The organism is Acinetobacter sp. YH16032, assembly GCF_013417345.1.
Classification (GTDB): domain Bacteria; phylum Pseudomonadota; class Gammaproteobacteria; order Pseudomonadales; family Moraxellaceae; genus Acinetobacter.
On sequence record NZ_VPEE01000001.1, the window covers coordinates 456,016 to 477,170 of the forward strand.

Below are 21,155 nucleotides of genomic sequence, written 5' to 3' on the forward strand. Positions count from 1 at the left end.
GTCTTTGGTATTAGATATCTTCTATTATTGATGAGTTAACATAACCACTATAAGGTTGGAAAAAGGTTGGAATGATGAAGGTTTACAACTGATCAACAAATACTATAACTATAATAAGTACAACACATGCATATTGGGAAATGTTGAGATAATAAGGAATGAACTCAATGCAGACTCTAATCAAGCAAAGACAACAAATAGAAACACTTAGAGAGAAAATCAGTCTTTCAACTGTACAGGCGAAACAACTTGGTCAGCATATTTTAAAGTCTTGGCAAAGATCGAAGTTGGCAGAAATTCCGAAAGAGCGAATGGTAGCGCCGTTGATCACAACGAGTACTGTTGAAAGTAACAGCCTAAATCAAGCATTGAAAATATGTGAACAAGAGTTAAAACATGTTGCACAACAATCATCTATGGTACTTGCGGTAGGCGATATCAACAGCACCATTATTTGGACGGAAGCTAGTCAACAAATGCGTAAGGCTGCAGAACGTGTTCACTTTATTGAAGGCGGTCAATGGCGGGAGGAAGTGGTTGGAACCAATGCCTTAGCATTAACCTTGAAAACTGAAAAATCAAGTTGTGTGTTTTCAAATGAACACTATATGGAGTCTATTCATGATTGGGTGTGCTATGCAGCACCAATTGTTGATCCATTTTCGAAGCAACTCATTGGTGTATTAGATTTATCAACGACATGGGATCATCACAATAGTTTTGGACTACTCGCAGCAGAACGTTGTGCATCTTTAATACAATCAGCATTACTGAATTATCAACGCCAACATTTATTCATTCGTACCTTTGGAATTCCTCAAGTCATATTTAACGGACGTACCTTGGTGGTTACCCCTAGACAGATTGAAATTTTGACAATATTGGCATTATGTCCTCAAGGGCTTAGCTTAGATTCGCTTCATCAAGCTTTGTATGGGGAGCGAAAGGTAAGCATGGGAACTTTAAAAGCTGAAATGTCCCAGCTTCGAGATTTATTGGGTGGAATGTTAGGCTCAAGACCCTATAAATTACTGGCGCATATTGAGGCTGATTTCCTCCAAATCGAAAATGCTTTAGACGTTGGATTTATTGATAAAGCTTTACAGCAGGTCAATGGTGTAATGCTCGCAAAAACTGAAAGCCCATTCTTATGTTCTTGGCGAAATTGTCTAGATTCGCGTCTAAGCGAAGCAATTTTTAACTATTCTGATGTTGAAGTGCTTTTAAAATACATTGCACGAAATCCTGATGCAGTTGATGCAATGGAGCGTTTAATGGAGTTATCACCGCAAGATCATTCAACGCAACAACTTTTACAGCACTATCATAATTGAGCCGAATTAAAGTAAAACACAACGACCTAAAGCATATTCTTCGTATTGTTAACGTATTTTATTCTCATTTTTTTATACCTACAAAATTTTAAAGCCGCTGTTCCTGATGTAATGTACTACCGAATTCGATTGTGAACCAAAGAATAAAAAAAAGAGAATCTGAAGTGTATCCAGATTCTCTTTTAGATCTAGCAACTCAAAAATTTACATTGCAGCTTTAAAAATGTTGATGACTTGTTGGAGATCTGCTTTACGTGGGTTAGTGAGCATGCAGGCATCTTTTTGTGCATTTTGAGCCATCACTTCTAAATCTTCCTCTTTAACCGAAAGCTCTTTTAATCCTGTTGGAATGCCAATGGATTGAGAGAGGATTTTGATCGCATCAATTGCTGCATATGCAGCTTCATTAATGGTTAATCCTTCAATATTTACACCCATTAATTCAGCTATTTTGGCATAACGATCAGGGCAGGCAATTAAGTTGAACTCACAGACATGAGGGAGCAAAATCGCGTTACATACACCATGCGGAAGATTATAAAAACCGCCTAATTGGTGAGCCATGGCATGTACATAACCTAAAGAGGCGTTATTAAATGCCATGCCTGCCAAATATTGTGCATAACTCATTGCATCACGTGCTTCAATATTCTCACCATTAGCAACCGCAGGACTCAGCCATTGACTGATCATACTGATGGCTTTTTCAGCACAGGCATCTGTAATTGGATTCGCTGCTGTTGAAACATAGGCTTCGACGGCATGAGTAAGCGCATCCATACCTGTTGCAGCTGTCAACGCTGCAGGTTTTGCGATCATTAGTTTAGGATCATCTATGGCAATGAGTGGAGTGCAACGCCAATCGACGATTGCCATTTTTACATGAGTTTCTGTATTGGTAATAATACAGAAACGCGTCATTTCCGAAGCAGTTCCTGCAGTTGTGTTGATTGCAATAAGAGGTGTCATCGGAACGGTACTTTTATCGATTCCTTCATAGTCGCGAATGTGCCCACCACCTGCAGTCACTAAACCAATACCTTTAGCACAATCGTGTGAAGAGCCACCACCTAAAGAAATAATAAAATCACAAGCATTATTATTGTAGGCTTCCACACCATCATGGACATTAATATCAGTCGGATTAGGCTCAGCACCAGCAAATATGTAGCTCTCCACTTGCGCTTCTTTTAAATAGCCAGCGATGATATCTGCGACACCAAATTTGTATAAACCTGCATCAGTCACAATCAGTGCTTTTTTAGCCCCTAAATTTTGAGCTTTGCTTCCAACTTCTTTAGCACTACCTGGTCCGAAAAGTGAAACACAAGGGATATAAAAACCGTTTGTTTGGTCTGCAATATTTTTAAAAGCCATGGTGAGATTCCTTTTACCATTTATTGTTGTGTTCGGTGATATTTACCGTGTTTGCAGTATTGGACACTCTTGCGATGATGTGTACCTACCAAATACCAACCCAATTTCTCCATGGCTCAAAACAAGAAACAGCAAGCAAGAAATAATATTTCAAATGGGTGAAAAGGAGATTGGTAGCAAAGGTCTGTGAAGAGATGGGGAGGTTGAAGAATAGAAATATTGTATGACCAAGAGAAAGTCCATTCAGCTTGATCAATACACATTAACAATCAAGACCAGTAAAATGAGGTCTTAGATGAACAGAATTTAGAGATTTTTTGAAGCAAGCCAAGCGAAGAGTTGGTCATATACTTGTTGACGAACCAGTTTTTTTGAAAGAACCAAATCATGCAGACCATCGTTAATTGTCATTACAGTGACCTGACCTTGTAATGCTTTTGCATATTTTTCGATAGTTTTTACATCTAAAATCACATCAGAGGTCTGAGCATCAATGTTATATTTCTTGGGATTGGTCGTGCGACTTGAGTGCATAACAAGAAGCGGAACTGAAATTTTAGGACCAGATTGGATTTTCTGTTGTGCTTTCACAACAGCACCGATAAAACTCAAATACACTTTGGTGTAGGTTTTAGGTTTAAGCTTGAGATCAAAACTCCATTCGCCATTTAAATTTTCGTGCAAACTCTTCACGTAAAATTTATTTAATTCACTTGGTAATTGCATCAACGGAAATTGCTGAGCTAATTTTGCAATCATTGGAAGCGCATATTTTTTTTTCAAGACATTCATATTGAAATCATAAAAGGGGCTGTTGGCCCAGATTGCTTTAATCAATGGATGATCAGGGTGTCGAATTGAAAAATAAGTGGCAGTTAAACCGCCTGTAGAATGACCGCATAATAATACCGATTCATTTCCCTCACTTTGAATTGTATTCAATGCGGCATGAATATCTTCATCATATTCGGTTAGGGCTTTCACAAAATAAGGTTTTTGATGCGGAAGTAGTGATCTACCATATTTTCTAAGGTCAATGGCGTAAAAATGAAAACCTTGGGCATTAAATTTTTTCGCCATTTCTTGTTGGAAGAAATAATCAATAAAGCCATGGATATACAGCACAGCTTTAGTTGATGGAATATCTGATGGACGACGTACTAATGTTGCAATAACCTCACCATCATAATCAGGCGAAAATTTGAAAATATGTTGCTCAAATTTTTCACCTAAAATGTCGGGTTGGTAGTGTAGCGTTGTCTCAGCACTATTTTTTTCGATCATCTATTGATTCATTCCCTGATTCAAAACTGTTTAGGTTGATTATAAATATTCTTTTAAAAGTTGTTCTGTCTCGTCAAACAATCGCTGAGCTAAACTACGATTTTTCGCATGTGCAGATTGAAAAGCTGGTGTTTGCAAACTTTTGTATTGACCTGTTTTCTTAGACCATTCAGGTGATAACGCAATTTGATGATAAGATTTGCTGGTTTGTTGGGTGAGATTAAGAACAATTTTAAAGCGCGATATTGATAGTTAGGAAGCTCGCGATAAATTTCGGAATCCACACCACCTGGATGAATTGCATTACTGGTGATAGATGTGCCTCTGAGCTTTTCAGCTAAGGCATGACTAAATAGTAAATTTGCTAATTTACTATTTCCATAGCTGAGTACACCGTTATACTTTTTAACAGAATGAAATTTAAATTGATGTGTGTCAATTTTACCCAGAACATGCATCATGGATGCAAGATGAATGATACGGCCTGAAGGCGCGTTTTGAAGTAAAGGTAACAATTGTATTGTCCACACAAAATGTCCTAGATAATTGACACCTATTTGTTTTTCAAAACCATTAGCCGTTTCTTCTAATTTAGGCGTCATCAGACCTGCATTGTTGACCAAGATATCAATCTGTGAATATTTTTCTTTTAAAGTTTGTGCTGCAGATTTGACTTGATTTAAATCATTTAAATCTAATTCTACAATATCAATTTGACCATGACCTTTGGTGCTGATTTCTGCTTTAGCTTTCTGAGCTTTATCCAAATTACGACAAGCAAGCACGACGTGATGACCATCTTCAACAAATTTTTTTGCTGTCGCTAATCCAATTCCTGTATTTGCACCTGTAATCACCACTGTTTTCATTATTGTCTCTAAAGTTCTTAGTATGAGATTGTTTTAATACAGTCAGAGCAGTGAGTCAAACCTACTTTCAAGAAATTTTCATATAATTGCTGCATGATACGAACTGCTAATGTGACTCATACAAAAGTTACAGAATCTGAATAGCACAACTCATTTTAAGATAGAATAATGTGGTATATCGTTGTTATTTTTAAAAATCTTCCAGTCTTTCATATTTAGGCAAACTGTATGCTGGCGTGTCCTCCGCAAAATCCAAAGCAACGTCATCAATATACTGCACAGGCATTAATTGATCATTGCGATACACTCAAAGCCGTATTTCAGGATCAGTGGTTATATCTATGGACGATTACGCCTGAAAATTTATTCGTAATTGATCAGGAAAATAATAGCTTAGTGATCGCAGATGGACTGCTCACAGTTGAGTGTATCGATGATTATAAAATTCAATTTTATACATCTCGCGCAAATATCGAGATTCAAAAAATTGCGGATTTCATGTTCAATGATTTTAGTTTCATCTTTAATCATAAGGCTTCACATCATTCTTTATATTTAAAAACGAAAGTGCAGTTGTTTCGTCAAATGCTGGTTGAAGAAGTCTTTAAATGGGTCGATGGAGAAAATCGTGTTGAACAGTGCCTCTATAATTTGACTGATCAGCAAGCGATGCAGTTAGATCGAATCATGATGCAAAGTGAGTATTATGATGAACCTCATTTGCTGAATTTCAGCCGATTTGGTGCTGAAATACCTTTGGAAGTTGAACTGAATTTTAAACATCTGTGTTTGGTCAATTCAGTCATGGGAGATAATTTTCTTGCAGTGCAAAAATTGATCCCAGTTTACGATCGGTTAAGCACTTCAGCAGAATTAATGTTGTCAAAACGGTTATATCGTATGGCACAAATTTCTTTCGAAGAACAATTTAGCTTATCTCAATTGGTAGACTTAGAGCCTGATTTCAATTTACTCAAACAGCATAACGAGCAAACACCGCATTTATTAGGTTTTACACGTTGGATCAAACGAGGGTATTGGCAGTATCAAGATATTTTCAATAAACAAAATTTTGTAAATAAAGATGTGCAGTATTGGGTAGAAGATATAGCGCAACAGTCACAACTGTTTATACACAAAAGAGCAGTAAATTGGTTATTTAAACAAGATTATCTTGTCATCGACTGGGTAAGTGAAAATTTAAAAGATCCCAATATTCGATTGGCCGTCACCGCTTTAAGTTTTGTGGATTGCTCTAAAGTACATCCGCATGTAATACAACTCTCGATTCAATATTTTGAACAGGTTATCGGTCGTTTATTTATTTCTGAGTGTTTACGTATTTCACAGCAACAAGCATGGTTTGAACTATCTGCTGAGCATCATTCATATGCATTGAATGAGGCACAAAATGCTCAAGATTTTAAAAAATCACAGCCACTCACGGCTTCTATTTTATATCTTAAGGAATGGTTGGACTTGTTATGGTCATTGGATCAGCAAGGATTGAGTTCAGTGAAATATGTCTTTAAACGTATTTCTCAAGTGATGCAGTCTTATATGTTGTTTTTAAATGACTTAGTTAAAGATCTGCCTGATGAAATCATCAAATTTATTGAGCCTTCAACACAACATCAAACACATTTTCATTTTTTAATGCAGCAGTATCATATCAATCTAGATGAGTTTAGGCAGCGCTTTAAGCATCCAAATTCTCAATATAACCGCAGCAATAGTATTTTTGACTCTTATATCGCAGATTATCTCATTGATTTTTTTCAACAAGATCGAACCATTGCGAAAAACATGATTTGGCCCGCATGGTATCAGCAAGCAATACGTTGGCATCAACATTTACATTATGTGGATACATTGACGACTTTGAAATTGCGACATGCTGAGAGTCATTGGAAACGAGTATCACCGCAAGCAGTTATGTATACAGAGAATTGGAAATTTGTGGAGTTGAATGAGTTAGAGCAAATTATTCAAGAATCTGTAAATTATAAACATTGTTTGGCTTTATCTTATACCCAAAGAATTATTGATGGTGAATATGTGGCGTTCCATATGTCAAATTTGCATGATCCCTCACAGCATTTGACACTCGGTTGTTTTTTTAAATTCGATCAGCTTCATTTTGACCAACTGCGTTTGCCCAATAATGAAGTTGCTGATCTAAAGGTTGTGAGGGAAGCCAAAGAGTTTGTACATCAAGTCAATGAAATGTTGATTTGGAATTTTGGAGATCCTGAACAAATCAACAACTGATGCGCCTTAAATTGACGTATTCACGCGTTACCATGATCATAAGACTGATTTTTGGCTTAACTTTTTGATGAAATGTCGTTAGGCTATGAGCGTTTAAATTAGGTTAAGCACATATGAAACAAGAAACTGCACTGAAGTTAATGAAAGCAGGAGAAAATGTCTTTTTGACAGGTTCTGCGGGTGCAGGAAAAACGTATACGCTTAATCAATATATTAATTATCTTAAGGCACGAAAAGTTTCAGTCGCCATTACCGCATCTACAGGCATTGCAGCCACACACATGAATGGGATGACCATTCATACGTGGGCGGGGATCGGGATCAAAGATTTTTTATCAGATGATGATCTAAAACGCATGAAAGAGCGTAAATATCTCAAAGAGCATTTAGAAAATGCGCAGGTATTGATCATTGATGAAATTTCGATGCTACATGCGAAGCAGCTTAATTTAGTTAATCAAGTGCTCAAGTTTTTTAAAGAGTCTGATGAAGCATTTGGTGGCATACAGGTGATTGCCGCTGGAGATTTCTTCCAGTTACCACCAGTCGGACGCAATGACGAAAAAAATCGAGATAAATTCTGTTTTATGTCCCAGGCTTGGGTAGAAGCGAAATTTCGTGTTTGTTATTTAACTGAACAACATCGACAAGATGACTCAGCCTTGAATGATATTTTGAATGCAATTCGTGCACAAAATATTCAAGCCGAGCATATTCAAGCTTTACAACAAACGCGTGAGCAAGATATTGGTGAAACATTTACACGTTTGTATACCCATAATATGGATGTTGATGCCATTAATTACCGTCATTTAAATGAGATTGATGGGGATGGTCATCAATTTTGTGCACAAATGGATGGTAATGAAAAATTAATCGAGACATTAAAATCTTCCGTACGTGCACCAGAAGAATTGACCTTAAAGAAACATGCCAAAGTCATGTTTGTAAAAAACAATTTTGATGTGGGTTATATCAATGGCAGCCTTGGTGAAATCATTGGCTTTGAAGAAGTAGATGATCACGGGGTATTACCTAAAGTTAAATTAACAGACGGCACTGTTCTGGTGGTCGAACCTGAAACCTGGTCTGTTGATAATGATGCAGGAAAGACAATCGCGAGTTTTTCTCAAGTTCCTTTGCGGTTAGCTTGGGCGATTACTATTCATAAGTCTCAAGGGATGACTTTATCGGCGGCAGAAATCAATTTGGCGAATACCTTTGAAAAGGGTCAGGGCTATGTCGCCTTATCTCGTTTGAAATCTATTGATGGTCTGAGGTTGCTAGGCTTCAATGAGCAAGCATTAGAATTAGACAGTTTAGCAATTAAAGCCGACCGAAGATTTCAAGAACTCTCTGATGAAGCAGAAGCGCATTTTGGTGATGCTGATTTAGAAGCGCAACATAAGGCATTTATTCGGCACTGTGGTGGCACACTCAATGAGCTTGAGATTAGTCGTAATGAGAAAAAAATTGCCAAAAATGCAGGCAAAGCCAATTATGCCACCGCGACTCTCGATGAAACTCGCGAGCTCTTTGAAAATGGTTATGAAATTCAGGATATTGCGGTTGAGCGTGGTTTAACGCCAGCAACCATTATTAACCACTTAGGCAAACTTCATCGTGAGCAGGGCTTAGATATCTCGGTTGCTCATCCTGGGGATGAAGTCGTTGAACAAGTACGTAAAATCTATAAAAAATTACTTAAAAGACAGAGTCCTGAACATTTCGGTGAAGATGGTGCAATCAAGTTGCGTCCGATCGTGGAAAATACCAATCCGCGTATGGGCTATGACCAAGTGAGATTAGCCTTATTATTCATTGAATAATGAGTTACGCGTTTGAAATTGATTTTTTAACACACAAGCAAAGGGAATTAAGATGCCACAGATGATCGTTGAGTATTCGGATAATATTCAAAATTTAGATGCGAAAGCGTTGCTTTTAGGCTTAAACCACGCTTTATTTGATACAGGTCTAGTGGGGCATCCTTCTGATATCAAATCACGTATTCGTGCTAATAGTGATTTCCTGATTGGTTTTGGCGAAGAGCCTCAAGCCTATATTCATGTTCGTTTAGGGATCATGACGGGGCGTAATGAAGAGCAAAAGAATCTTATTTCAGATCGCTTAAATGAGTATCTTCATAGCTTTAATGGTTATCATGCTCAAGGCTTAACGGTTCAATTGATCATTGAGTTGGCGGAAATGCCAAAAGAGCATTATCGTAAAGGTAGAGTTCAGAAGTAAGACAAAAAAGGCTGAAGTGATCTTCAGCCTTTTGTTATGCAGCAAAAGTAAGTATTTCGATATCTGCACTATTTTGAATTTTTTCAGCCGAATAGCTATAGAGTTCATCGATGAAAGCGACATTAAAACTTCCGACAGTTTGAGCCTGCGTATAAGCAAGTTTACCTGCGATGGCAAAGTGTACATGAGCAGCAATACAGGCAATGGTTGGGTTTGTCACACCAGCATAAGCTGCAATTAATGCACCTAAGGCGCATCCTGTAGCGGTAACTTTTGGCTGTAAATACGAACCTCCATTAATTTTAACCATACATCTATATGACTTAGAAAGAATAAAATCAGATTCGCCCGAAATTGCGATACATTCAGAGAAATCTAATAAAGTTTTTGCCTGTTCTACTACGGCAGCGCTATCGAGGGTACTGTCTACACCCTTAGATTGATTTTGTTGTCCAGCTAAGCTCCCAATTTCTGAAGCATTACCTCGGATAATGGTGGGTTTAAACCGCAATAAATCATTTGTAATTTCAGTACGCCATGGCAAAACAGCACTATAGCCAACAGGATCTAATACCCAAGGTATATTTTTTTTGTGAGCAGTTTCTGTGGCAATTTTCATTGCGGCAACTTGTTCTGTATGAGGTGTCCCTAAATTGATACTTAAAGCTTGACTAATACCCACGAAACTTTCAGCTTCAAAAGGATTATCAATCATGGCAGGTGAAGCACCAGCAGCTAACAGTACATTTGCGACATAGTTGGCAGCAACCTGATTGGTCATACAATGCACTAAAGGTTGAGTGGTTTTTAACAGATGCCATGCTTCAATGACCTGTTTAAGAATCTCTTGGGTTTGAACCTCAATATCTTTTGGAGCATTTGCTATCAAGTTTTCTGGATGATTCATAGTCGTTCGCTAGCGTGTAAAATAGTGGTCTTGGTGATTACAATTACGACAAATTAAACTGACATAGTCATCTGCGTCATAATCCACAGTAAGTTCATTCGAGCCACAATTCATACAACGTTTTTGTGAGTAGAAATTTAAACGTGGCTCGATTTTACTCCACGATCGCCAAACAGGTTGAAAAAAGATTGATTCATCATAGCCTAGAAAATGAAAAAATAAGATTTCGCTCATTTTACTTAAAGGTAAGTTAGGTAGCCTTGGCAGTGTTGAGGTTTCCCATTTTTCAGCTAAAGAACGTTCACGATATTGCTGTAAGGTCTTTTTTAAAAGGTTGGTATTGATAAAATTTTCATTACGGGCTTGGAGTGCTTTCTGATGGTGCAAATACTCAAGCGCAGTTTGAACTAAATAATAGATTTGACCCACAGCAAGAGAGTCTAATAATCTAAAACAAAAGGTTTGAAAACTCTGATTTCCAGCAATTTGAACGCCCCAAGTACGACAGTAGTATTGCGCAAATTGAATAATTTCTTGGTACAACAGAGTATAGAGTGCACTTTTGACTTCATCACTATTTTTAAATGGTACACCTTGGCTCAGATTTTCATAAAAGAGCTGACGTAACGCTTGGGTAATACTAAACAAGCTCGGCTCAGAATAGCCGTCAAGACGGACATTAATATAGTATTGACTGAGTTCACTCGAAAAGTCACGTGGGACAAGAATATTGTCTTTCAAAAGTTGTTTCATCAAATGATTTTGAAATAAATAACTTGGGGTAATGGTGTGATATTTAATATTTTCCCAATCGATGAATTCTTGATGTTGGGTATGCTCATGAACTTGTTGATCTAATATTGAGAGTAAAAACAACTTGTGCATAAAGCTCAGTTGATGCAAATCGAGTTCTTGTATGTCTTTATTCTTCGATGCAATTTTACGTTGTTCTTGAATGCGAGTTTCCTGCATCATTTTCTTTCGTTTTGCTGTGCAACGCTCACAATGACAGTTGCGGTTTTCATCTTGAAAGACTTGATGATGGCAGTGAGAGCATTGATGGAATAGGATTTCTTTATCAAATTCTTCTGCTTCAATAAAGTACATACTGGCCTGACAAAGTGGACAGAAACTACTTTCATCAGCATTTTTTTGGAGAATTTGCAACATGGCAGCACTTTAATTTCAAGATGAAAGAATTATACACACGATTGTTCAACATCGCTTGATTGAGTCAGTATTGAAAACAAATCTGACTGGTGTTGCGATCAATAAAATAAGCAGGTGAATGCCTGCTTATGTGAAATATATGAATAGATCGAACCGGAAAATTATTTCCTCAAGTGTTAGATCGACCTAGATGTAGGATTTAATAGGTTAAAGGGCAAGGGAGCTCTGAATCGGAAAAATGTTGCATTTTAGCTTGGATAAGTACCTGAGATTTCTTTTGAGATAATCTCTTGATTCCGAGTGCATCATAGTTTTTCAATACAGCTGTGACTTCTGATGTTTCAATAGGCATTCCCTCGCTGGTTAAAAATGCTGCAATCACGCGATGATCAATTTTAGCAGCATCCATCATCTGCATGGTTTTGATGTTTTCTACTCTGACTATATGGTCCCTGATGAGCATGATTCACCTCATTTATGATTTATAAGTTTTTTGATGATTACCGCTCTTAAACTGAAGCAATAATTATGCTTGAAAATTAAGAAGTGAATTTTTGTTACATTTCTATCGTACTTAGACAAGATATTTGAAACGGGTAATAAAGAAGCAAACTGTTGTTACTACAAATAAATTAAATTGAAAAAAAATGAATAGACCCATATTAAATAGAGCGTCAAACACAGACAATTCGTCAATTTTGACCTATGATCAATTGACTTCACATAAAAGCATAATCGCTGTAAAGAACAGCTTATAGGACGAGTTATGAATATCGCGGCAAATCCAGTGATCGAAGCAGATCAAACGATTTTTTTGAAAGATTATCAGAAGCCAGCATTTGTCGTGGATTCGATTGAATTAAATATCCAAGTCTATGACGATCATACGATGGTGACAGGCACACTAAAAATGCAACGTCAGACTGAAGGTGATTTGGTTTTGCTTGGTCGTGATCTTGAGTTGAAGTCAATTACACTGAATGGTCAAGAGTTAAATTCTTCGCAATATTATCTAGATGATGAACAATTGGTGATTAAAGCTGTACCTGATGATGCATGCATCGTTACAGTCGTTAAAATTCATCCTGAATCAAACACACAACTTGAAGGTTTATACCAAGCAGCATCTGATCTGTTTGTTACACAGAACGAACCAGAAGGCTTTCGTAAAATTACGTTCTATCCAGACCGTCCAGATGTGCTGTCTGTTTTCACAACACGTGTCGAAGCGGATAAGAAATTTCCAGTCCTACTGGCGAATGGTAATTTAATTGAAGCGGGTGAAGTGGGCGAAGGACGTCATTATACCATTTGGCAAGATCCAACCAAGAAACCAGCCTATCTCTTTGCATGTGTCATTGGAGACTTAGCGGTATTAAAAGATCGTTACGTCACGTCTGAAGGTCGTGACGTAGCTCTAGAAATTTATGCTGAAGAAAAAGATATTCCGAAGTGCCATATTGCCATGGAAGCACTTAAACATTCTATGCGTTGGGATGAAGAACACTATGGATTACCTTATGATTTAGACAATTATATGATTGTCGCGACCAGTGCATTCAATATGGGTGCAATGGAAAACAAAGGGCTTAATATTTTTAACACATCATGTGTTTTAGCTGATGAAGAATACACGACTGATGCTGCGATTATGCGTGTTCAATCTGTTATCGCTCATGAATATTTCCATAACTGGACGGGTAATCGTATTACTTGCCGAGACTGGTTCCAACTTTGTCTGAAAGAAGGTTTAACCGTTTTCCGTGATCAATCTTTTTCTGAGGATTTGCAGTCTGCTGCTGTTCAACGAATTGATGATGTAGCAGTGCTTAAAGCGCACCAATTCCCTGAGGATTCAGGACCATTGTCTCATCCTCCACGTCCAGATCATTTCGTAGAAATTAATAACTTCTATACAGCGACTGTGTATGAAAAAGGTGCAGAAATTAACCGCATGATGGCGACTTTATTAGGTAAAGAAAAATTCCGTAAAGGAACGGATGAGTATTTCCGTCGCCATGATGGTCAAGCTGTGACTGTGGAAGATTGGGTTGCTGCATTATCAGCAGGTTCTGGTGTGGATTTATCAGGATTTTTAACTTGGTATAACCAACCGGGTACACCTAAGCTTGAAGCCAAAGGTGAGTATGATGCTGAGCAGAAAACTTATCGTTTAAACTTTAAGCAAAGTTTAAAACCACATCCAAAATATCCAAACTTAAAAGCGGTTCCAATTCCTGTCGCTTTGGCTTTGTTTGATGAACACACTGGTGAGCAACTTCAACTTGAATGCTCAGCTTTAGTTGAAGATCAAGTCAAAGATGGTGTTTACTTATTCACGACTGATGAAGCAACGATCGAGTTTAAAAACGTGGCGAAGGTGCCTGTAATTTCACTATTACGAAATTTCTCTGCACCCGTGAATTTAGAGTTTAATTATACTGATGAACAGCTTGCGTTCTTATTACAGTACGAAACCAATGGCTTTAATCAGTGGCAAGCGACGCAAACATTGCTTGAGCGCATCTTATTAAATGACCAACCTGCTGACATATATATTGAAGCGATGTTAAAAACGCTACCTAGAGTAATTCAGCAAGATCCGCTGTTAGCTTCACGTTTATTTGATGTTCCGAGTGAAGGTTATTTGGGTAGTCGTATTGACCACGATTATCAACCGACAGCGATCTATGAAAAGCGTAATGCTCTATTAGATACTTTGTCTCGCCGTTTAGGTGATTTTGCTAAAGAGACTTATTTATCATTAGATCCAGCAATACAGTCAGATTTTTCCCAAGCTATGGGTACACGTGCTTTAAAGAACATCATGCTTTCATTTATTGCGCGTCAAGGAGATGAGGCTGCATTTGATTTAGCTGAGCAACAGTATCGTCAAACACGTAATATGTCTGAACGTTTAGGTGCTTTAAAAGTGTTGGTGTGGAATGATGCACCGCAAGCTGTTGAGATTTTAGAAGATTTCTATACGCGTTTTAAAGATGAGGCTCTATCAATGGATCAGTGGTTTATGATCCAAGCAGCTCATCCGAAAGCGACAGCAGAAACGATTCAAAAACTGACATCACATGCTGATTACGATCTTAAAGTACCTAATCGAATCCGTGCTGTAACTGGTGGTTTAAATTCAAACCCTGTCAATACTTGGAGTTTTGGGGTAGATCATATTATTCAGTTGGCTCAATATTTGGATGAAAAGAATCCGATTGTAGGCTCACGTTTGTTACAACTTTTATCACGTTGGTACACGTTAGCCCATCCTCAACAAGCCGAAGTCAAAGCGAAACTCGAAGCATTGAAACCTATCGTGAAATCTAAAAATGTATCTGAAACTTTAAATAGTATGCTTGCTGTTTAAATCACAAATAAAAAACCAGTGCAATGCACTGGTTTTTTTGACTCAACAGAATCAAGCTTGCATGGTCATAAGACTCGCATTACCACCTGCAGCTGCGGTATTAATACTAATTGCACGTTCAATAAAGAAGCGTTCTAAAGGAATGTCATAATTACCAGGCTCTAGATGTGTTATTCCGATGATCGGACCTTGTCGCTGAGCCACTTTATCTTGCAATTTTAACAGTTGATTTTTGGTGCCATGATGTAGAATTGCATCAAAACTACCTGTCTCAATATCAGCAATAATGGCGATACGTTGAGCGACCTCTTTAGGCATAGACTGTAAGTATTTTAAAACAAACGTATTCTCACCTAGAACAGTTGGCTGAGAGCCAACCGCGAGAATGGCATGAAGTTGATGAATCTGATCTATTTCTTGATCTGCCAAGCTTAAAACACGATGTCTCGGTAACACAACATATTGATTACTTTCACCTGTTGGTCCTTGTAATTCATAGCTATGTCCGACACAACTTGGTTGCAACGCCTTCATTTGATAATGCGGAAATGACTTATTGACCCAATCTTTATATTGATTCAATAAATTTTGATGTTCAGTCAATTCAACGCCTTGGCTCGTTGCATAAGGTTGTGCAATTTTTTTATGTGTACATTCATGCATTAATCGATAAATGTACATCGGTCCACCAGCTTTTGGACCTGTACCAGATAAACCTTCTCCACCGAAGGGTTGTACACCCACAACAGCACCTACAATGTTGCGGTTAATATAGAGATTTCCAACTTCTGCTTTTGAAATTACGGTTTGTATGGTTTCATCGATCCGTGTGTGTAAGCCCATAGTCAAACCATAGCCTTTGGCATTGATTTGATCAATAAGTAGATCAAGTTCGCCATATTTATAAGTAATGACATGCAGTACTGGACCAAAAACTTCACGTTCAAGATCATCTAAATGTGGTAACTCAATCAAAGTCGGCTTAACAAATGTGCCTTGCTTGAGATGAGAGTCATCTTCATCCCACATGAGTTGTTGAACGGGATAACCCAAAGATTTCATTTTATTGATATGTTGATCAATGGTTTGTTTTGCTTCGCGATCAATAACAGGACCGATATCAGTTTTTAATAAACTTGGAATACCGACACGCAATTGCTTCATCGCACCTTTAAGCATTTTGATCACGGTATGCGCATTATCTTCTTGAACACATAAAATTCGCAGTGCTGAACAACGTTGACCTGCACTATCAAATGCTGAGCTGACAACATCTAATACCACCTGTTCAGTCAGGGCAGAAGAATCTACGATCATGGCATTTTGACCGCCAGTCTCTGCAATGAGAGGTATTGATTGACCAAATTGATTCAGTCGTTTTGAAACGGTTTTCTGCAAAATTTTCGCAACCTCAGTTGACCCTGTAAACATAATACCTTGAATACGATGATCACTACTGAGTTGTGCACCCACTGTTTCACCACGTCCGGGCAAGAGCTGTAAGACAGATTGTGGTACGCCAGATTCCCAAAGGATCTGAACTGCAATTGAGGCAATTAAAGGGGTCTGCTCCGCTGGTTTGGCGATTACAGTATTCCCAGTCACAAGTGCCGCCGCGATTTGACCTGTAAAAATTGCCAATGGGAAGTTCCAAGGACTAATACACAATACTGTACCTAAGGGTTGAATAACGGCTTTGTTATCTAGATCTTTCACTTGTGCTGCGTAGTAGCGTAAGAAATCTACTGCTTCGCGTACTTCAGCAATCGCATTGGCAAATGTTTTACCGCTTTCACGACTGAGCAGAACCATTAGCTCTTCAAGTCGAGACTCCATCACATTGGATGCTGTAATTAAATATTCTGCACGTTGATCTTTTTCTAAATTTTGCCAACCCTGCTGTGCTTCAGTCGCATTAACTAACGCCATTTCCACTTGCATGGCATGAGTTTCCGTCACTTCACCGACAATATCTTGATGGTTTGCAGGATTGAGAATTGCCATTGACTCTGTATCGTGTACGTATTCATCTAATCTCAGACCCATTGGGGTGGCTTTAATTTGAACTTTAGACCATTGTTGATAAGTATGATTCAAATGTTCAAGGTCTTGGTCATTTGCAAGATCAATTCCAAGAGAGTTAGGGCGATGATCAGCATATAAATGTTTCGGATATGGAATAGCAGGGTGCTTTAATCCAACTTTGCCTTCGATTCGACTTGTGACATCAATGGTTTGATGTGGATTTTCAATCAAGTCATCAATTTTGAGTGTTTTATCAGCAATACGATTTACAAAAGACGTGTTTGCACCATTTTCAAGCAATCGTCTAACCAAATAAGCCAAAAGGGTTTCGTGATTTCCGACAGGTGCATAAATTCGGCAAGGTATGCCAAGTTTATCATCTGCTTTAGAACCGACGACTTGTTCATAAAGTGGTTCGCCCATGCCATGTAAACATTGGAATTCGTATTGTCCCTTATAATATTGTTCAGGATTTGCTAAATGATAAATAGTGGCTAAGGTTTGTGCATTATGTGTCGCGAATTGCGGATAAATAAAGTCTGGTTTGGCTAAAAGTTTGCGAGCACATGCAATATAAGATAAATCTGTGTGCACTTTTCGAGTAAAGACAGGATAATCGGTCATGCCTTCAACTTGTGCTTTCTTAATTTCACTGTCCCAATAGGCGCCTTTGACTAAACGAATCATTAAACGTTTTTGACTACGCTTAGCTAAATCAATGATGTAATCGACCACGTAAAAACATCTTTTTTGATAAGCTTGAATCACAAATCCAATGCCTTTCCAGCCATTCAATTTTGGTTCGAAACATAAGCGTTCAAGAAGTTCCAATGAAATTTCCAGCCGATCAGTTTCTTCAGCATCGATATTTAGACCAATATCATATTGTTTCGCTAGAACCGCTAGATTAAAGACTTTGTGATAAAGCTCATCGTGTACACGGTCAATTTGCGAGCGTTGATAACGTGAATGAAGTGCTGAAAGTTTGATTGAGATACCGGGGCCTTCGTAAACATCTTTGTCAGACGATGCCTTACCAATCGCATGAATCGCATTTGTATAATCTTGATAATAGCGCTCCGCATCATGATCTGTAAGTGCTGCTTCACCTAACATATCATATGAGTAACGGAAGCCTTGTTCTTCTAATCGTTCGGCATTATTTAACGCCTCATCAATGGTTTCACCTGTAACAAACTGTTCACCCATCATACGCATAGCAACATCAACGGCTTTGCGAATAATGCCACGGCCACTTCGTGCCAAGATGCCTGTGAGTAGACCAGATAAACTATTTGCTTTAGGTGTTTCCATTAATTTACCGGTCAACATTAAGCCCCATGCTGCCGCGTTTACAAACATTAGGCTGCTTTGACCTAAATGATCTTTCCAATTGCCTTGGTTGATTTTGTCTTTGATCAATAAGTCACGTGTTGCTTTATCAGGGATACGTAACAGCGCTTCAGCTAAACACATGAGCGCAATACCTTCTTGTGAAGATAATGAAAATTCTTGTAATAAACCCTGTACAATGCCTGCTTTGCCCGCTGACCCTTTACGTTCACGTAATGAATGCGCTAAATTGAAGGCTAATTGATAAATTTTGTCTGAAATTTCTTGATCAATCTTGGTCTGTTCGAGAAGTGTTTCGACACATTCAGATTCATCACGGCGCCATGCACGATTTATTTCTAATTCTAGATCTGATTTATCTTTAAATTCAGTAATGTCTTGAATGTCTATTGGGCGAGAAAGGGGTGAGCTAAGTTGTTCCATGAGATATACGCCAGCGTCCTGTGACAATGAAATAGATTTATCTTTAAGGTTTATTTAATTTATAATTACAGAAAATATGGTGCATAACTCACTATAATTAGAGTTAAATTTAGAGAATAATTCGCATGCAGACTCAAATGATGACGTTGGATCGTACAGATTTAAAAATTTTAGATATCTTGCAAAAAGATGGGCGTCTATCAAATATAAAACTTGCTGAAATGGTCAATCTTTCTCCCACAGCAGCGCTTGCTCGAGTACAAAAACTAACCAAAGATGGATATATTACAGGTTATGAAGCCAAGTTAAATCCAGATCTGCTGAATCGAAGTTTTGTGGTATTTGTCGAAATTTTATTAGATAAAACAACTCCAAATGTATTAGAAGAATTTTCTGATGCAGTGAGAAGTTACCCTGAAATTGTTGAATGTCACATGATCAGCGGTGGGTTTGATTTTGTAGTTAAAATTCGTTGCGCCAACATGGAAGAGTTTCGTAAGATCTCTGGACAGGTTTTATGGCAACTGCCTGGCATCAAAGAAACCCGTAGCTATCCAGTGATGGAAGTTATTAAGGAATCTTCGCAAGTGCAACTTAAGCAAACATTTAAAAAGTAAATGTATAAGAAAGGGGCTATAAGCCCCTTAATTTTTTATTTCTCATTACCTTCCATTTTTGATTTCTTGCATTTCAATTTCATATTTCTGTTGAGCTTCATCAAAACGGTCAGTCACATCTTGCGCTGGCGGGCGGCCTAATAAACTCACCACCATAATACTCACCCAAGATAAAATAAAGCCAGGAATGATTTCATAGACGCCAGTATCAGCCATGGTGTTTTTCCATACAATGACGGTAACAGCACCAACAATCATACCTGCCAATGCACCATTGATGGTCATTCGCTTCCAGAAGAGAGAAAGGATAATCAGTGGTCCAAATGCTGCACCAAAGCCAGCCCACGCATAAGCAACTAAACCGAGTACCTTGCTGTTCGGATTCATTGCAAGGAAGATTGCCATAATCGCAACGATTAATACCATCAAACGACCTACCCAAACCAGCTCGGTTTGTGAGGCAGATTTACGAATAAATGCTTTGTATAAGTCTTCTGTAAGCGTGGTAGAGCATACCAATAGTTGGCAGCTTAGGGTACTCATCACTGCAGCAAGAATCGCGGCAAGAATCACTCCTGCAACCCATGGATTAAATAAGATTTTAGTTAATTCCATGAAGACTGTTTCAGGATTTGCATTGACTGCAGCACCGAGTTGAGGAAACGTATCAAAGTAAGCGATTCCGAAATAACCGACAGCGACTGCACCACCAAGACATAGAATCATCCATGTCATTCCAATTCGACGTGCTGCTGGAATAGACTTCACGGAATCTGCTGCCATAAAGCGCACAAGAATATGTGGTTGACCAAAGTAGCCAAGTCCCCATGCCATTGAAGATAAAATTGCTACAGTGCTGAGATCTGAAAGTAAATTATTCGCTAATGGGCGTGCGGATTCCACAATGACACTAACTTGCTGAGCATTTTCACCAATGGCTAAATAGGTCATTACTGGAGCAAGTAAAAGCGCAAAGATCATCAAGCCTGCTTGGAATGTATCTGTCCAACTGATGGCTAAGAAACCGCCAATACAGACATAACTAATCGTTGCCACTGCTCCAATCCATAGGGCTGTGTTGTAATCCCAACCAAATAGGCTTTCAAATAAACGTGCACCTGCGACCATGCCAGAGGCACAATAAATTGCAAAGAAAATCAAAATTACAAAAGCTGAGATGATACGAAGAACTTTTTTCCGATCACCAAAGCGGCTGGTGAAATAGTCGGGGAGAGTCAATGCGTTATGTTGTATTTCGGTATGAACACGTAGACGACCCGCGACCAACAGCCAGTTCAACCAAGCACCGATAATTAAACCAATGGCAATCCAAGCTTCGGATAAACCTGAGAGATAAATTGCACCAGGTAGGCCCATGAGTAACCAGCCACTCATATCTGATGCACCTGCGGATAATGCAGTGACGACACTGCCTAAACTCCGACCACCTAAAATATAATCATCAAAATTATTCGTGGCTTTGTAGGCATAAAGCCCAATGCCAAGCATCGCCACAATATAAAAAATAAATGTGATTAGCGTAGGATTTAATTGGCTCATTGCTATGCCATCCTTTGTCTGTCCTAAATGACCATCTTTCCGAGATGAATTTTTAATCGAATTATTCGAGGAGCTGATTCAAGCACGTTTTGAAAATTACGCTCTGTTACATTTGAGTGAGATTTATAGTTGTTTAGTGAAACTGAATGTAATTTTGGTTACAAAGACTATTTTTTCAAAAAAAGTTTACTTTGAGGTTTAAAACAATTCTATAAATGATTATTTTTAACATAAAGTTACATTTGTCACTTAAACAGCGAAGTTGTAATTTTTTATTGCATAAAGAAGTATTAAATCAATAGTGAAAATAAGCATGAAGCCTATTATCGATATTGCACG

Annotated in this window: 14 protein-coding genes; 6 read left to right on the plus strand and 8 right to left on the minus strand. The window is 38.2% G+C overall.

Annotation, left to right across the window (positions count from 1 at the left end; genetic code table 11):
* The first annotated feature begins 158 nt into the window (after positions 1-158).
* Entirely contained in the window at positions 159-1,334 is a 1,176-nt protein-coding gene (locus FTV32_RS02175; RefSeq protein WP_180027768.1) for a transcriptional regulator, read from the plus strand.
* A 204-nt stretch (positions 1,335-1,538) separates the two neighbouring features.
* Here FTV32_RS02175 and FTV32_RS02180 read toward each other — a convergent pair whose 3' ends face one another.
* The 3 genes from FTV32_RS02180 to FTV32_RS02190 all read right to left on the minus strand — a co-directional run bounded on the left by FTV32_RS02180 (position 1,539) and on the right by FTV32_RS02190 (position 4,864).
* Complete coding sequence (locus FTV32_RS02180; RefSeq protein WP_035263769.1) at positions 1,539-2,711, minus strand: iron-containing alcohol dehydrogenase; 1,173 nt, start codon at positions 2,709-2,711, stop codon at positions 1,539-1,541.
* Between the two features lie 306 nt (positions 2,712-3,017).
* Positions 3,018-3,995 carry an alpha/beta hydrolase gene (locus tag FTV32_RS02185; protein WP_180027769.1) on the minus strand — a complete coding sequence of 326 codons (978 nt, stop codon included), beginning with the start codon at positions 3,993-3,995 and terminating at the stop codon, positions 3,018-3,020.
* A gap of 89 nt (positions 3,996-4,084) precedes the next feature.
* On the minus strand, positions 4,085-4,864 hold the full coding sequence (locus tag FTV32_RS02190; protein WP_373683272.1) for an SDR family NAD(P)-dependent oxidoreductase: 780 nt from the start codon (positions 4,862-4,864) through the stop codon (positions 4,085-4,087).
* Between the two features lie 228 nt (positions 4,865-5,092).
* On the opposite strand from FTV32_RS02190, the gene FTV32_RS02195 reads away from it, so the two are divergent.
* The 3 genes from FTV32_RS02195 to FTV32_RS02205 all read left to right on the plus strand — a co-directional run bounded on the left by FTV32_RS02195 (position 5,093) and on the right by FTV32_RS02205 (position 9,385).
* Entirely contained in the window at positions 5,093-7,135 is a 2,043-nt protein-coding gene (locus FTV32_RS02195) for a hypothetical protein (protein ID WP_180027770.1), read from the plus strand.
* 113 nt (positions 7,136-7,248) lie between these two features.
* Positions 7,249-8,964 carry an AAA family ATPase gene (locus FTV32_RS02200; RefSeq protein WP_180027771.1) on the plus strand — a complete coding sequence of 572 codons (1,716 nt, stop codon included), beginning with the start codon at positions 7,249-7,251 and terminating at the stop codon, positions 8,962-8,964.
* A 52-nt stretch (positions 8,965-9,016) separates the two neighbouring features.
* A complete protein-coding gene (locus FTV32_RS02205; RefSeq protein ID WP_180027772.1) occupies positions 9,017-9,385 on the plus strand; it encodes a 5-carboxymethyl-2-hydroxymuconate Delta-isomerase in 369 nt (122 codons plus the stop codon).
* Positions 9,386-9,419: 34 nt separating this feature from the next.
* Here FTV32_RS02205 and thiM read toward each other — a convergent pair whose 3' ends face one another.
* From thiM to FTV32_RS02220, 3 genes are all read right to left on the minus strand, one after another.
* The gene (gene thiM / locus FTV32_RS02210; protein WP_180027773.1) at positions 9,420-10,292 is read right to left on the minus strand and encodes a hydroxyethylthiazole kinase; all 873 of its coding nucleotides are present in this window, start codon (positions 10,290-10,292) and stop codon (positions 9,420-9,422) included.
* A gap of 9 nt (positions 10,293-10,301) precedes the next feature.
* Entirely contained in the window at positions 10,302-11,462 is a 1,161-nt protein-coding gene (locus tag FTV32_RS02215; protein ID WP_180027774.1) for a hypothetical protein, read from the minus strand.
* Positions 11,463-11,661: 199 nt separating this feature from the next.
* Positions 11,662-11,925, minus strand: coding sequence for a hypothetical protein (locus tag FTV32_RS02220; protein ID WP_035263756.1), 264 nt, complete (start codon positions 11,923-11,925; stop codon positions 11,662-11,664).
* Between the two features lie 303 nt (positions 11,926-12,228).
* Here FTV32_RS02220 and pepN point away from each other — a divergent pair, with 303 nt between their 5' ends.
* Entirely contained in the window at positions 12,229-14,838 is a 2,610-nt protein-coding gene (gene pepN, locus FTV32_RS02225) for an aminopeptidase N (RefSeq protein ID WP_180027775.1), read from the plus strand.
* Positions 14,839-14,889: 51 nt separating this feature from the next.
* Here pepN and putA read toward each other — a convergent pair whose 3' ends face one another.
* Entirely contained in the window at positions 14,890-18,639 is a 3,750-nt protein-coding gene (putA, locus tag FTV32_RS02230) for a trifunctional transcriptional regulator/proline dehydrogenase/L-glutamate gamma-semialdehyde dehydrogenase (protein WP_180027776.1), read from the minus strand.
* Between the two features lie 125 nt (positions 18,640-18,764).
* On the opposite strand from putA, the gene FTV32_RS02235 reads away from it, so the two are divergent.
* Positions 18,765-19,256 (plus strand): Lrp/AsnC ligand binding domain-containing protein, encoded by a 492-nt coding sequence (locus FTV32_RS02235; protein ID WP_035263751.1) that lies wholly within the window; start codon positions 18,765-18,767, stop codon positions 19,254-19,256.
* 45 nt (positions 19,257-19,301) lie between these two features.
* On the opposite strand, the gene putP is transcribed toward FTV32_RS02235, so the two are convergent.
* On the minus strand, positions 19,302-20,816 hold the full coding sequence (putP, locus tag FTV32_RS02240) for a sodium/proline symporter PutP (RefSeq protein ID WP_180027777.1): 1,515 nt from the start codon (positions 20,814-20,816) through the stop codon (positions 19,302-19,304).
* Positions 20,817-21,155 lie beyond the last annotated feature (339 nt).

Excerpts from the sequence above, each read along its gene's own strand:
- FTV32_RS02175 (WP_180027768.1), top strand. The coding sequence starts at position 159 with ATGAACTCAATGCAGACTCTAATCAAGCAAAGACAACAAATAGAAACA.
- FTV32_RS02180 (WP_035263769.1), bottom strand. The coding sequence starts at position 2,711 with ATGGCTTTTAAAAATATTGCAGACCAAACAAACGGTTTTTATATCCCT.
- FTV32_RS02185 (WP_180027769.1), bottom strand. The coding sequence starts at position 3,995 with ATGATCGAAAAAAATAGTGCTGAGACAACGCTACACTACCAACCCGAC.
- FTV32_RS02190 (WP_373683272.1), bottom strand. The coding sequence starts at position 4,864 with ATGAAAACAGTGGTGATTACAGGTGCAAATACAGGAATTGGATTAGCG.
- FTV32_RS02195 (WP_180027770.1), top strand. The coding sequence starts at position 5,093 with ATGCTGGCGTGTCCTCCGCAAAATCCAAAGCAACGTCATCAATATACT.
- FTV32_RS02200 (WP_180027771.1), top strand. The coding sequence starts at position 7,249 with ATGAAACAAGAAACTGCACTGAAGTTAATGAAAGCAGGAGAAAATGTC.
- FTV32_RS02205 (WP_180027772.1), top strand. The coding sequence starts at position 9,017 with ATGCCACAGATGATCGTTGAGTATTCGGATAATATTCAAAATTTAGAT.
- thiM (WP_180027773.1), bottom strand. The coding sequence starts at position 10,292 with ATGAATCATCCAGAAAACTTGATAGCAAATGCTCCAAAAGATATTGAG.
- FTV32_RS02215 (WP_180027774.1), bottom strand. The coding sequence starts at position 11,462 with ATGTTGCAAATTCTCCAAAAAAATGCTGATGAAAGTAGTTTCTGTCCA.
- FTV32_RS02220 (WP_035263756.1), bottom strand. The coding sequence starts at position 11,925 with ATGCTCATCAGGGACCATATAGTCAGAGTAGAAAACATCAAAACCATG.
- pepN (WP_180027775.1), top strand. The coding sequence starts at position 12,229 with ATGAATATCGCGGCAAATCCAGTGATCGAAGCAGATCAAACGATTTTT.
- putA (WP_180027776.1), bottom strand. The coding sequence starts at position 18,639 with ATGGAACAACTTAGCTCACCCCTTTCTCGCCCAATAGACATTCAAGAC.
- FTV32_RS02235 (WP_035263751.1), top strand. The coding sequence starts at position 18,765 with ATGCAGACTCAAATGATGACGTTGGATCGTACAGATTTAAAAATTTTA.
- putP (WP_180027777.1), bottom strand. The coding sequence starts at position 20,816 with ATGAGCCAATTAAATCCTACGCTAATCACATTTATTTTTTATATTGTG.